14 protein-coding genes are annotated in these 12,669 nt (G+C 42.2%); all 14 read right to left on the bottom strand.

Annotated elements, in window-relative coordinates; genetic code table 11:
* Positions 1-33: 33 nt before the first annotated feature.
* Positions 34-861, bottom strand: coding sequence for a pur operon repressor (gene purR, locus FJR73_RS03395; protein ID WP_140833331.1), 828 nt, complete (start codon positions 859-861; stop codon positions 34-36).
* Positions 862-966: 105 nt separating this feature from the next.
* The gene (locus FJR73_RS03390; protein WP_061759342.1) at positions 967-1,908 is read right to left on the bottom strand and encodes a 3'-5' exoribonuclease YhaM family protein; all 942 of its coding nucleotides are present in this window, start codon (positions 1,906-1,908) and stop codon (positions 967-969) included.
* The gene (gene rmuC, locus FJR73_RS03385) at positions 1,898-3,154 is read right to left on the bottom strand and encodes a DNA recombination protein RmuC (RefSeq protein WP_181146596.1); all 1,257 of its coding nucleotides are present in this window, start codon (positions 3,152-3,154) and stop codon (positions 1,898-1,900) included. Before rmuC ends, FJR73_RS03390 begins: the two co-directional genes overlap by 11 nt.
* Before the next feature lies 1 nt (position 3,155).
* Entirely contained in the window at positions 3,156-3,818 is a 663-nt protein-coding gene (locus tag FJR73_RS03380) for a thiamine diphosphokinase (protein ID WP_140833327.1), read from the bottom strand.
* Positions 3,781-4,437 carry a ribulose-phosphate 3-epimerase gene (rpe, locus tag FJR73_RS03375; RefSeq protein ID WP_140833325.1) on the bottom strand — a complete coding sequence of 219 codons (657 nt, stop codon included), beginning with the start codon at positions 4,435-4,437 and terminating at the stop codon, positions 3,781-3,783. Before rpe ends, FJR73_RS03380 begins: the two co-directional genes overlap by 38 nt.
* 10 nt (positions 4,438-4,447) lie before the next feature.
* Positions 4,448-5,326: a ribosome small subunit-dependent GTPase A gene (rsgA, locus tag FJR73_RS03370; RefSeq protein ID WP_140833456.1), complete on the bottom strand. Its 879-nt coding sequence runs from the start codon at positions 5,324-5,326 to the stop codon at positions 4,448-4,450.
* Between the two features lies 1 nt (position 5,327).
* Complete coding sequence (rsmA, locus tag FJR73_RS03365; protein ID WP_138707080.1) at positions 5,328-6,200, bottom strand: 16S rRNA (adenine(1518)-N(6)/adenine(1519)-N(6))-dimethyltransferase RsmA; 873 nt, start codon at positions 6,198-6,200, stop codon at positions 5,328-5,330.
* Positions 6,201-6,320: 120 nt separating this feature from the next.
* Complete coding sequence (locus FJR73_RS03360) at positions 6,321-6,629, bottom strand: hypothetical protein (protein ID WP_000333264.1); 309 nt, start codon at positions 6,627-6,629, stop codon at positions 6,321-6,323.
* The gene (locus tag FJR73_RS03355; protein WP_140833322.1) at positions 6,622-7,263 is read right to left on the bottom strand and encodes an ABC transporter ATP-binding protein; all 642 of its coding nucleotides are present in this window, start codon (positions 7,261-7,263) and stop codon (positions 6,622-6,624) included. Before FJR73_RS03355 ends, FJR73_RS03360 begins: the two co-directional genes overlap by 8 nt.
* A 1-nt stretch (position 7,264) precedes the next feature.
* Positions 7,265-9,295, bottom strand: coding sequence for a bacteriocin-associated integral membrane family protein (locus FJR73_RS03350; RefSeq protein ID WP_181146595.1), 2,031 nt, complete (start codon positions 9,293-9,295; stop codon positions 7,265-7,267).
* Between the two features lie 76 nt (positions 9,296-9,371).
* Positions 9,372-9,668, bottom strand: coding sequence for a lactococcin 972 family bacteriocin (locus FJR73_RS03345; protein WP_000815396.1), 297 nt, complete (start codon positions 9,666-9,668; stop codon positions 9,372-9,374).
* Between the two features lie 446 nt (positions 9,669-10,114).
* On the bottom strand, positions 10,115-11,026 hold the full coding sequence (locus FJR73_RS03340; RefSeq protein WP_140833318.1) for an XRE family transcriptional regulator: 912 nt from the start codon (positions 11,024-11,026) through the stop codon (positions 10,115-10,117).
* Between the two features lie 71 nt (positions 11,027-11,097).
* Entirely contained in the window at positions 11,098-11,658 is a 561-nt protein-coding gene (gene rnmV / locus FJR73_RS03335) for a ribonuclease M5 (RefSeq protein ID WP_140833316.1), read from the bottom strand.
* Positions 11,658-12,431 (bottom strand): TatD family hydrolase, encoded by a 774-nt coding sequence (locus tag FJR73_RS03330; protein WP_140833314.1) that lies wholly within the window; start codon positions 12,429-12,431, stop codon positions 11,658-11,660. Before FJR73_RS03330 ends, rnmV begins: the two co-directional genes overlap by 1 nt.
* Positions 12,432-12,669 lie beyond the last annotated feature (238 nt).

Below are 12,669 nucleotides of genomic sequence, written 5' to 3'. Positions count from 1 at the left end.
TGGGACAATCGTTCCAACCTTTAGTTCTATCTCTTATTTATCTTCGTCAAAGATATTGCCAACCTCAACATCTATGGCTTGGTTCTTGACATCAATATTGGTTACCTTCAAGAGTGACTTGTAGTCAAACTGCTTTTCACGTTCTTCTTGGGCATTGTCCGCAAAGACCGCTACACCTGCTAGTTCTGAGTCGAACTCGCGCAAGAGGCTGATCATCCCGTTGACAGTTCCGCCACCTTTCAAGAAGTCATCCACAATCAAGACACGGCTTCCTGCCTTGAGACTACGTTTTGAAAGGAACATTTTCTCGATACGGTCACCACTTGAACCGGATACATAGTTGACGCTGACAGTTGAACCTTCGGTAATTTTCAGGTCACGGCGCACAATAACAAAGGGAACATTGAGGACATTGGCAACTGCATTTGCAAGTGGAACACCCTTAGTCGCTACGGTCATAACCGCATCAATTTTTTGGTCCATAAAGCTCTTGGCAATAATGCGACCAATATTTTTCAAGATAGATGGTGTACTAAGCAAATCAGACAGATAGATATAACCACCTGGCAAGATACGATCGCTTTCTGACAACTTGGCACGCAAGTCCTCCACCATTTCCTTGGCATCCTGGCTCGAAATAGAAGGTGTAAAGATGACACCACCTCCGGCTCCAGTTACTGTCTGGATATGACCGATTTCGATTTCCTCAAAAGCTCGTTTGATAATCACGATATCTTCTGAGATGGATGATTTAGCAGATTCATACTTTTCAGCAAAAGTATTGAGACTAGTTAGTTTATAAGGATTATTAATCAAATAGTTGGAAATGACAACCATCCGATCACTTCTTCTTAATTTCATTTCTATTTCCCATTTCATTTAATTTTGATATTTTGTCTATTATACCATATTCACATAAAAAAACGAACATTCTTATCCTAAAAAATGCTCATTTTTCTTAAATTATTAATCTAGATCTGGTTTATAGAAGGAACGATTGTCCATAGCGAAGATTTTATTGGTCATCTCTCCCTTATCCACCAAAGCCAGAGCTGTTGACATCATCATCATGCTTGCATCCAGATTATCAATCATATGGATAATCTCTGCTTCCATAATGCGTGGACGGACTGGACTCCCATACTCAAGCAAGCCATGGTGACTAAGGATAACATGGCGGAGCAGAACGACTTCTTCCTTGGTATCATCAATGCCAAGTTCCATAACTGTCTTGGTAATTTCGCTATCAATTAGAGCAATATGCCCAAGAAGATTGCCTCTAACTGTGTACTCGGTCTGATCTGGTCCCGTCAACTCGATGACCTTAGCCAAGTCATGCAGCATAATCCCCGCATAAAGCAGACTCTTATTAAGCTGAGGATAGACCTCGCTAACGACATCTGCCAAACGCACCATGGTCGCCGTATGATAGGCCAATCCCGTTTCAAAGGCATGGTGATTGGTCTTGGCTGCTGGATAAGAGTAAAATTCCTTGTCGTACTTGGTGTAGAGATTTCGGACAATCCGTTGCCAAACAGGATTGTCGATTTTGAAAATCATTTGCGACATATAGTCACGGATTTCCTTGACATCAACTGGCGACTTGACCTTGAAATCAGCTGGGTCATTGGGCTCGCCAGGTTGAGGCAGGCGGAGAGTAATTTGATTGACTTGAGGGGTGTTGTTATAAACTTCTCGGCGCCCTTTCATGTGGACAACCTTACCTGCGGTAAAGGCCTCAATGTTATGAGGTTGGGCATCCCAGAGCTTCCCATCAATCTCGCCACTATCATCTTGGAAGGTAAAGGCTAGGTAGTTTTTCCCAGCTCGAGTTTGCCTCAGGTCAGCTGATTTGATTAGGTAAAATCCTTCAAACAGCTCATCTTTTTTCATGTGACTAATCTTCATATTCTTCCTCATTTTCTTGGAAATGGAGTAGATCAAGCGCAGGCTCACCTTCTGATAACTCAATGTGACGGAGCGTCCGCTCGATAGCTGTGGTGCGACGGTTTAATAGTTCATCAATATTGCCAGAGGCATGTTGGAGATGTTTTTGTGCCTTGACCAGAATGCCACCAAACTTGCTAAACTCAGTCTTGACGCTAGCAAGAGTCTTGCTGATATGGTCGGCACTTTTTTGGATATTAAGGGTTTTGAAGCCAACTGATAGGGAGTTAAGAAGAGCTGATAGGGTACTTGGACCTGCGACAATAATCTGCTCCTCCCTTCTCAAATCATCAAAGAAGACAGGATTGCGGACGATTTCTGAGTAGAGACCTTCTGTCGGAACAAACAAAACTCCAAAATTGGTCGTCCGAGGTGGTGCTATGTACTTGTTCCTAATATCCTTAGCAAAACGCTTGACACTTGCTAGGAGCGACTTACGACAGCGTTCGATTTCATCCTTGTCACCTACTTCATAGGCTTCTTCTAGGCGGTAATAATCTGCCAGTGGAAACTTAGAGTCAATTGGCAGATAGACGTATTCCTGGTCGCCTTGCCCAGGCAGCTTGATGGCATACTCCACTCGCTCGCTAGAGTTTTCAACTGTTGCGAATTCTCGTTCATACTGGGCAGGGGTCATGATATCCTCGATGATTTGCCCCAGTTGCAATTCTCCCAGAATCCCTCGCGTTTTAGTTCCAGAGAGAACCTTGTTGAGGGCGCCAACATCACGGGCAACTGTCTGCATTTCTCCAAGGCCACGATTGACAGACTCCAGTTGTTTGGAAACTGTCTCAAAGGAAGCCTGCAATCGTGTCTGCAAGGTCTTTTCTAACTTTTCCTCGACTGTCTGGCGCATTTGTTCCAGACGTTGCTCATTTGATTCCTGCAAGGATTGGAGACGTTGGTCGGTCTTATCTCTGGTTTGGAGGAGATTCTCAGTCATTTCTTGACGAACTTGAGTTAAGCCTTGGTGCAATTCGATTCGCACTTCTTGCAAACGGTCGCTGACAGCCACTTCCAAATCTTTTTGGTCCAACTGGCTGGCTTGTCTGGCTTGTTCAAAACGGTAATCCAACTGGTCTGACAAGTGATCTGCCTGTTCCTCCAAGCTCTTGGTCAGATGTTTTTCCTGCTTATCCTGCCTCTGCCAAATCAGAAAGAGTCCAGCTAGGTTGGCAATCAATAATAGAACAAGTAAACTTTCCATCCTACCTCCTGTCCTTACTATGTAGCACGACCACATAGCCATCTGGGCAAGTCACCGAAACTTCCCTATCTATATATTCGTTAGAAGCGTACACTTTTTTAAAGAAAAAATTGTCCTCTGTCAACTCATACTTGGCACCGAGAATAGTCAGCTGGCTATCCCGAACCGGCATAAAGGCTAGATAATCGTAGTCTGAACGGGGATGTAGCTGACTGGTCCCTTCTGGACAATAGGCAATCAAATTTTGCCCATCCTCAATTTCTATCTGGCGCATATAAGGCGCCAACTTGGGATTGCTAGGAAGAAAAACATTGGCCAGCATGTGATCAATACGGCCACCCAAAGCACCGAAAATAGTAACCTCAGCCTGAGGATTTTGCTCAAAAATGGTTAAGAGAGCCAATTCCAAATCGGTATCATCCTTTTCTGGCTGGGCTTGAACAAAGCGCAGGGCACGTTTTTGAATCACCTGTCGCTCTTCTTCGGTCACAGAATCAAAATCTCCAACCGCTAGAGCAAGAGGTAGGTTTTCCTCCAAGACCCAGAGCGAACCCCGATCCACACCAACAAAAGCATCAAAATCTGTCCGATAATGACCGCGGTCTCCGCCAGCAAAAACGGCAACCCTAGTCCAATTGTTTTCTGAGAGTTTGTACTCGCTCATTGACTTCTCCCTTAAAGACATAGGAACCTGCTACAAAAACGGTCGCACCAGCTTCTTTAGCTTGAGCAATCGTTTTATCATCAATCCCACCATCCACTTCGATTTCAAAGTTCAAACCTTTTTCATAACGAAGGGCAACCAACTCACGAACCTTATCCATGGCTTCAGGTAGAAAAGCTTGCCCACCGAAGCCAGGATTCACCGTCATGACCAAAACTTGGTCAACTAGGTGAAGCACGTGCTTGATAGCCTCAACAGGCGTTCCAGGATTGATAACAACCGATGGTTTGACACCTAGAGAACGAATCTTTTGAAGGGCACCGTGGATATGAGGCGTTGCTTCCACATGGATACTGATGATGTCAGCTCCTGCACGCGCGAAATCCTCTAAATGATGTTCGGGATTTGATACCATCAAATGGCAGTCAAAGACCATCTTACTATGAGAACGAAGACTTTCGACCACACCTGCGCCAAAGCTGATTTGTGGCACAAAGTGACCATCCATGATATCGATATGGGCATATTCTGCCCCAGTTGCTTCTAGGCGTTTAATTTCACGTTCAAAGTTGGCATAATCTGCTGCCAGAATTGACGGAGCAATCTTGTATTGAGACATAGGTTTCTCCTTATTTTGGAATTTTTTTGCTGACTTTTTTATAAGTTTCTCTGCGATTTTCAATTTCACTGAGGAATTGCAGGTAGTTGTCAAAACGGAAGCTGGCAATAGTCCCTTCTTCCACTGCTGGCTTCACTGAACAGGACGGCTCATGGGTATGGGTACAAGTACGGAATTTGCAGTTTCGGCTGACACTAGCAATCTCTGGAAAGGCCTGATTAAGGTCTTCAGCCGTTGTCACTTCATAATCCAGCGATGAAAAGCCTGGTGTATCTGCGATTTTACCCCCATTGAGATTATAAAAACTAACAGCTCGAGTGGTATGGCGCCCGCGACCTAAACTATCAGAAATTTCTCCTGTTTCAAGATTGAGGTCTGGTGCGATTTTATTGAGAAGAGTTGACTTCCCAACACCTGTCTGCCCCATAAAGACTGTAACCTTGCCTGTTAACAAGAGCAGTAGTTCCTCTTTACTGGTCACAAAGTCATAGCCGATATCACCATAGGTCTGTTGGTAAAAATCCAGTTCCCCTCTATCTTCCAGTAGGTCCATTTTAGAAATATAAATGATAGGATGAATACCCTTGTGCTCTAAAAGAACCAAAAACCGATCCAACAAATTGCTGTTAAAATCAGGTTCCTTGACAGACATGATCACCACAGCTTGGTCAATATTGACAATAGGCGGACGGACCAGACTGTTTTTCCGTTCGTGAATCTTGAGAATATAGCCTTCTGAATTTTCTTCGGCAGAAAAGTCGACCCAGTCCCCAACGTAAGGGGTATGACCTTTTTTACGGAAATTTCCACGCGCTCGTGTTTGATAGACTTTGCCCTCACTCTCTACATAGTAGAACCCAGCCAAGGCTTTAATGATTTGTCCCTGCATCTTAGAGTCCTTGCCCTTTAAGTGCATCTGCTAGGCTGGCAAATTCTGCCAAGCTGAGAGCTTCCCCACGCACACTTGGTGACAAACCTGCTTGGTCCAAGGCCTTGGTCAGCTTGTCCTTGACTTCTTCGGTCTTACCAAAGTAACCTGTCAGGTTATTCCATAAGGTCTTGCGACGATGAGTGAAACTTGCCTTGGAAACCTTAAAGAATAAGTTCTCGTCTTCTACTGCTACGGCTGGTTCTGGACGGCGCACCATTTTCAAGATGGCTGAGTCCACATTTGGTGCTGGCACAAAGACCGTACGAGGCACGATAAAGGCAACCTTGGCAGTCATGTAATACTGCACCGCAATCGACAAGCTACCGTAAGCCTTGGTATTCGGCTGAGCTGAAATGCGGTCCGCCACTTCTTTTTGCATCATGACGACAAACTCACTAAAAGGAATGCCGCTCTCGATCAAGTGCATGAGAATAGGCGTCGTGATGTAATAAGGCAAATTAGCCACTACCTTGATGGGCAGGTCAGGATTTTTGAAATTCTGGATATGTTGCGCCAAATCAACCTTGAGAATATCTTCGTTAACTACGGTCACATTATCAAAATCACGCAAGGTATCTGCCAAAATTGGCACCAAACGGTGGTCGATCTCAAAAGCCATGACCTCTGCTGCACGCTCAGCCAGAAACTCCGTTAAGGCACCAATACCTGGCCCAATTTCAATAACATTGACCTGGTCATCAATCTCAGCCGTATCGACAATTTTTTGAAGGATATTAGTATCAGTCAGAAAATTTTGTCCGAAAGACTTTTTAAAGGTAAAACCGTGACGCTCCAGCACTGCCTTGGTCACGCTATAATCTGCAATTCTCATCTATTCTCTTTTCTATTATCTGTTACTACTATTGTAACACATTCCCCTTGTATTTTGGGGGTGAAAATCATACCAAAAAACTATCTTTCCTCATGAAGAAAGATAGTCTTGGAAATGGACTTATCGGTTCTCTCGAAACATACGTTCAAAAAAATCAGCTTCTTGATAACTTCGATTTTCAGGTAGGGTCAAATCTACATCCTCCTCCACATCGTCCACTGTCAGTTCAACCGTTTGAGGTAAATTTTTCAAACGATAATGCTTTTGCCTTTGCCCTTCAATGCTAGCAAAATCAAGCAAATAGCCATTTACTCGGATTTGAACCAAAAGGAGATGATTGGTCATATTTTCCATGATGAGAATATCTTCTAAACCACCTCTGGCACTAGGATAATCAGATACCCTGCGAATACGAATTTTTTCACACATGAGCAAGCTCCCTCATATCAATGATTTCATCGGCCTTATTCCAGACTAGGGGATTATGGGTCGCAATGATGATCATTCGATTTTCATCTTTCAAGCCCACCAATAGATTCATAACCTCCTCTGAATTTTCAGGATCTAGAGCTGCTGTTGGTTCATCCGCTAAAATCAAGGGTGGATTTTTCAAAATAGTCTTCGCAAGGGCAACTCGTTGGGCCTCTCCCCCAGATAAAGTATAAATTTTTTGTTCTAGATCCAAATACCCTAGATTAACCTTTTCTAAAGCCTCCACTTGCCTTTCCAAACGTTCTACTTTTGAGATTTTCTGACCAACAAAGCCCAAATCCAAATTCTCTTTGATTGACTGGTTTTCTAAAAGGCCAAAATTTTGAAAGAGATAGCCCATCTGGTCTCGAAAATACTCACGAGTGGGAATGTTTTTTAAATCTTTCCCCTGATAGAGAACCCTTCCACCATCTATCTTTTCTAGCTTTCCTAAGATGTTCAGCAAAGTCGTCTTTCCGCTTCCACTCTTTCCGATTAAGGCATAAACCTTGCCCTTCTCCAGCTTGAGATTTAAACCAGAGAAAATCGCACGGTCATTAAACTTCTTTTCCAATCCTTGAATATCAATCATCTTATTTTCCTTTCAATACTGCCATGCTACCAGCTTCTTCCTTTTTATCCTGCCTTACTAAAATCAAGAGGGCGTTAAGAGTAAATAAAGCTACAACTAGAGCGCTAATCAAGCTATCTCCTGTCAAAACACTAGATAGGATTAGCCCAAGCAAGAGAACTCCTCCTTGCGCCAGTAAGTACTTGCCATGAAGCTCATAGATTGTCATACCAGAAAGACGTCTAATCATGATCTCCCGTCTGAACTGCTCAAAATAGAGAAGATTCATGGAATCAAATAACAAAATAGCCGTAGACAGAGTCAAAACAGTCCCAATAAGGAGAGAGTAAAACTCCATCCGTTTGTCATTTAGTACCTTGGCAAAAAATAGCTGGCTTTTTACCAAGTAAGAGACCTTGTGATATAGTCCTTGATCTTTTAGAGCTGTGATGCTATCTCCATATCGATCTAGTTTCAAGGCACTATTAGCCGTAGTTCCCCACAACATCCCTGCAACAGGTCTTGTTCCAGTCGCTTGTGGCGTGAGAACTACAATAATCGGGTCTTTTAGGTACTGGCGTGTCGTCTTGTACCCATCGTTATAGAGGAAGCGTTCCTGTCCTGTTTCTGTAAAAGCTAGCGTTACCTGTGGGAGGTAGTGTTTCTGACTCGTCACTTCTACACTTTCAGATGAAAAGTTTTGCAGGTAATCTGTAAATAATCCTTGATAGTAGGCAGATTGCTCTCGCAAGCTTTCAGGCAAGATCAGCCCAAACTCTCCCTCAGACAAGTTTTGCATCTTGTCCATAAACTCTGAAGAAACGGTAATCTTTTCTTCTATCAGATAGCGCGGTGAGACATAGATAACATTCCCTGACGGTGTATAGTCACTGAGTCGATTGCCATTTAGATCCACTTCTGCGCCATCTGAGAAATTGTCAACATTGCTCATGATATAAAAAGAGTCTGTATTGGCTAACCGTTCTTCAGTAAATGTCTGCCACTCACGATTGTCCTTACGCATTCCTTCTTCATCGGCAAATGCACTAGACCAACCAAAGGATAGACGGTAACGATCTGAGGACTGGCTCCATTTATCACTAGCTCTCTCCATTTCCTGCATTTCACGGTAGTGGGGTAGGAGAGCAGTCGCACTCGAGCCGACAACCAATACAGCTAAAAGTTGCCCCACCATCATCAATGTCATCATACGTTTGAGAGGGAGTTTCCCTTTCAATAGATCCACCAGGCTATTTTCCTGTAAACCAAGTAGATACACGACACTTAATAAGGTAGATATCCCTACCAAGGCCAATCCATAAAGCAAAAGACCAATGATGACCAGTTGCACTGTTGCCATAAACAAGGCACCTTGATACCAGAGAATCCCCAATCCCAAAAGACTGGATACCAGCATCGAGAAGATAAGCTGTCTCATATCTTCTAACACTGGTCTGAGAGCCACCCCAAACAAGCTCTCACCAGCTATTAAGCGAATCCCTGCTTGACGAAGGGATTTTATCCGATAAATCAGAATCAAACTCATAAAGGTCAGCAGAAAAATAGCTAAACTCAGTAGCACCATAGGGGTGGCCGCCAATAGTAAGACTATCGAAAATGGATCTTCTCCACTCGAAACAAAGCCTTGATAGCCAAGTTCTTTCAAGGTGGTCTGTAAGCTCACTCCATCCAAACTTCCTGACACAATCAAGTAAGACCCTAATAAATCACTCGTTTCTGCACTCTCCTTGGAGGAAATGGTCAGACCTTCTGGAAGCTCTCCCTGACCGTAAGTGGCATAGGTAAAGCGTGTTTCTCCAGCTTCATTTGGCTCAACAATCCGACGGGCGATGAGACTATTATGCTCTACTGCCAAGTGACTCAAAGCCTCTGTCACCTCTTCGCGACTAGCTACTGGTTGATTTATTACCATTCCTGTCACATCAACAGAGAGATAGTTACCAAATAAAATCTCTTCTCGATGGTCAACGGAAGTTATCAGCATATAAAGCGATACCAATACCATTGAAATCAAAATAAATAAACGTTTCATCATTTCCTCCAAAAAGTTACTTGGTTACTTAGTGAGAAGGTGATCAAGTAAAGCTAAACAATAGGGCTATACCATTCTAAACATTATAGTAGAATGCAACTTTCTCTCCCCAAGAAGTACGAATCCATGCACGAGAAGTCCCTCCAGCACCAGCATATCCCTTATCAGATGAACCAGTTTTTCTACTAACAACTGTTGAGCTATGATATTCTGAAGAGTGATAGTAGTTTGAGTAAGCACCTCCGTCACCTGAACCATACGTCCAGACACCACCATCTGGATACTTAACCGCGGCCGATACTACTGCTACACTTCCACCTAATGTTGCTGCAATGCTCGCTACAAGGGCTAATTTTTTAACTGTTTGTTTCATATTGATACTCCTTTATTTTTTATTTTATCATAAATATTTATTATATATTGTCCATTTTCTATTCAAGTAAAACTAAGTCATGGATCATAGACCTTTTCAAAGCAACACCTCATGGCATCCTCTCCTTATTTTTCTAATTTAGTCTATCAAATTATATTTATTATATATTATGAATAAATTTTTGAGACTAAGTAGACATAACTAAATTTTATTTAAACCACCAAGTAACTAAATAAAATAAACTAAAAAAGTTCATACTGTAATCTCCTTTCACGTTTTAATTAATTATAAATTATTCTTAAATAAACTCAAAGGACATCAATGTCCTTAAAATATAAGCATTTCATGTCATTTTTAGCTTATATATAAAAAAACAGCCCTAAAGACGAACTTTAGAACTGTTTCAAGATCAGAACAAGGACATTTTTGTCACTGCTTCACTATGTTTATAAATATTTTTTTAAATCTTCTTGCCATTGTTTCTCCAACATAGTAACTAAATAAGAATTTTCTATTATATCAGCAAATAGCTTCGATTTCTGATAGAACTGTTCGGCAGAGACATAATCATTTTTTATTATTAGGGATAATTTCCACTCCAACATTAATATAATTGGTTTCTTCTGAAAATCTTGTGTTTTTTCCATTATGTGATTAAGGCTAAAGATATAGGTTTCTAGTGAATCATAAGTCGATAAATTATCCAAACAGGCAAGACCCGAAAACAAAGTATTACTTAAAGCAAACAGATATTCTGGTGAAATTAATTCCACATGATTTGCCAAACGAACTAAAAACGAATGAATTCTTTCAATTTCTGAAATCTGACTTTGACCTTGTTTTATCTTTGTAAGCACTATAGCAAAATATAAGTTGATAACTTCTAATTCATTTATCAAAAACAATTCCTTATCATAAATTGTTTTAAAATAATCGTCCAGTACGGTTTCCCCGTATTCTGATCGTCCGCTTCGAATAACATCTATCGTTGCTCTAGTAGCTTCGAACCATACTTTTTCCTCACTAGGAAGTTGCTCATAAAACAAGTTCTCTATCTCTTCCAAACACGCTTCTTTCTTATCGTATTCCTCTTCTTTACCATAGATTGGTTCACGTAAAATCTGGTATTTCAATTCTAAATAAGCAGAAGGAAGAGCTGAAAAATCCGGCATAAGGCTATAAGCTGGAACTCCTAACCGACGAGCAATATAGTCTAACTTCGGCAAACTCGGTTGCGAAGCTCCACTTTCAATTCGCGACAGTTGACGAACTGTCAGTTCTTGCTCATCTCCACAAAAATCTGGACGACTAATTCCTTTTTCTATCCGAATCTCTTTAATTTTTTGACCAATTAACATCAGACGTCTCCTCTTCTACCTGCTTCGAAAAATACTGTGAAACTTAAAAAATTGTAACGTTCACATCTTTCCTACTCATAACTTTTCATAGCTTCTTCCACTTCTGCTAAAGTAACCCCAAACAACTCTAAGCGTTTGAGGAGTTGCTTGCCGTTAGAATAGCCGATTCGGAGAGCCTCTCCTAGATATTCTCTTCGCTTACGGCTGTCTGCTCCCGCTAGAAAGCCAAGGTGAATCAAGTCGCTACGACTGATGTCAAACTGACTCTCATGTTCAAATTGTTCTGTAACCTGAGCTAGAGCCGTTTTCAGGTCTTCATAGCTGGCATGCTCAATTCCCAGGGAACGGCCCTTGGTCTTGGACTTGGGAACAGCTTCATCTCGTTTGAGGAAGGCATGCTGAACTGTTGGAATGGCCGTCATAATCATGCGACGAATCCGCTCCCCATTAAAATCTGGGTCTGTAAAGACAATGACCCCATGACGCTGGTGCAGGCGCTGAATTCGCTCTAGATCCTGCTCATTAATGGCAGAACCTCTAGTCTCATAGGTCTCTACATCGAAATAACGTTTGAGATTGGCCGTATCATCGCGACCTTCGACCACGATGACTTGTGAAATTTTCTCTTTCATTACTTACTGTCCAATCCAAAAATGCGCTCTGCATTTGCAGTCGTTGCTACTGCTAGCTCTTCTGCCGTCATGCCACGCAAGTCAGCGATAAAGTCCACTACATAGCGAGTATAGGCTGTTTTGTTTTCGCGACCACGCTTGGGTACAGGTGCTAAGTAAGGCGCATCCGTTTCCACCAAAATCTTGTCCAAAGGAAGTTCTCTAGCAGCCTCTTGGATATCGGTTGCCTTCTTGAAAGTCACTACTCCTGAAAAGGAAATTTTCATGCCAAGCTCGACAAACTTCTCTGCCCATTCAAGAGTTCCTGAGAAAGAATGCATGATACCACCTCGAGGGCCAACTCCCTCGCTCTTGATAATATCATAGGTATCTTCCAGCGCATCACGGGTATGGACAACAAAAGGTAAATTCAAGTCCTTAGATAACTGAATCTGACGACGAAAAACCTGCTCCTGCACTTCCTTAGGCGATGTCATCCAATGATAATCTAAGCCAATTTCACCTAGAGCCACAACCTTGGGATGCTTGAGCTTGTCAAGCAAGTAGGCTTCAATCTCCTCTGTGTAAGTACCAGCTTCTGTAGGATGCCAACCAATAGTCGCGTAAAGTTGCTCATACTCGTCTACCAACTCCAAGGCACGCTCAATCGTCGGTTTATCAAAACCCACAATATTCATCTGCGTAACCCCCATCTCAGCAGCCAAGGCAATTTCTTCTGCCTCACGACCTGCAAATTCTTCTACATTCAAGTGTGTATGTGTATCAAAAATCATCTCTTCTAACCTCGTTTTCTATCTTCTATTATAGCAAAAAAACTGACCTCTCTCCTCATCTGAAAAAAATATTCTAAAACCCATCATCATCTCTTGATGCTCTTTTTTCAAAGCAATATAATAGCACTTATTGAATTTTTCAACAAAGTAAATGACCATGTTTACAAAATTAAAATAGCCCCTCATAGATCGTCCTCCTAAGTCCTTAACCGAAGGCTAGGGGAGACTGCTGGGAAAA

It is taken from the genome of Streptococcus sp. D2 (assembly GCF_006385825.1).
Lineage (GTDB): Bacteria > Bacillota > Bacilli > Lactobacillales > Streptococcaceae > Streptococcus > Streptococcus shenyangsis.
Note: the sequence above shows the minus strand (reverse complement) of the source record. Positions and strands in the feature narration are given on the sequence as shown.

Excerpts from the sequence above, each read along its gene's own strand:
- FJR73_RS03380 (WP_140833327.1), bottom strand. The coding sequence starts at position 3,818 with ATGAGCGAGTACAAACTCTCAGAAAACAATTGGACTAGGGTTGCCGTT.
- FJR73_RS03355 (WP_140833322.1), bottom strand. The coding sequence starts at position 7,263 with ATGATTGATATTCAAGGATTGGAAAAGAAGTTTAATGACCGTGCGATT.
- FJR73_RS03360 (WP_000333264.1), bottom strand. The coding sequence starts at position 6,629 with ATGTGTGAAAAAATTCGTATTCGCAGGGTATCTGATTATCCTAGTGCC.
- rpe (WP_140833325.1), bottom strand. The coding sequence starts at position 4,437 with ATGTCTCAATACAAGATTGCTCCGTCAATTCTGGCAGCAGATTATGCC.
- purR (WP_140833331.1), bottom strand. The coding sequence starts at position 861 with ATGAAATTAAGAAGAAGTGATCGGATGGTTGTCATTTCCAACTATTTG.
- FJR73_RS03390 (WP_061759342.1), bottom strand. The coding sequence starts at position 1,908 with ATGAAGATTAGTCACATGAAAAAAGATGAGCTGTTTGAAGGATTTTAC.
- rsmA (WP_138707080.1), bottom strand. The coding sequence starts at position 6,200 with ATGAGAATTGCAGATTATAGCGTGACCAAGGCAGTGCTGGAGCGTCAC.
- FJR73_RS03345 (WP_000815396.1), bottom strand. The coding sequence starts at position 9,668 with ATGAAACAAACAGTTAAAAAATTAGCCCTTGTAGCGAGCATTGCAGCA.
- rnmV (WP_140833316.1), bottom strand. The coding sequence starts at position 11,658 with ATGAAAGAGAAAATTTCACAAGTCATCGTGGTCGAAGGTCGCGATGAT.
- FJR73_RS03330 (WP_140833314.1), bottom strand. The coding sequence starts at position 12,431 with ATGATTTTTGATACACATACACACTTGAATGTAGAAGAATTTGCAGGT.
- rmuC (WP_181146596.1), bottom strand. The coding sequence starts at position 3,154 with ATGGAAAGTTTACTTGTTCTATTATTGATTGCCAACCTAGCTGGACTC.
- FJR73_RS03350 (WP_181146595.1), bottom strand. The coding sequence starts at position 9,295 with ATGAAACGTTTATTTATTTTGATTTCAATGGTATTGGTATCGCTTTAT.
- rsgA (WP_140833456.1), bottom strand. The coding sequence starts at position 5,326 with ATGCAGGGACAAATCATTAAAGCCTTGGCTGGGTTCTACTATGTAGAG.
- FJR73_RS03340 (WP_140833318.1), bottom strand. The coding sequence starts at position 11,026 with ATGTTAATTGGTCAAAAAATTAAAGAGATTCGGATAGAAAAAGGAATT.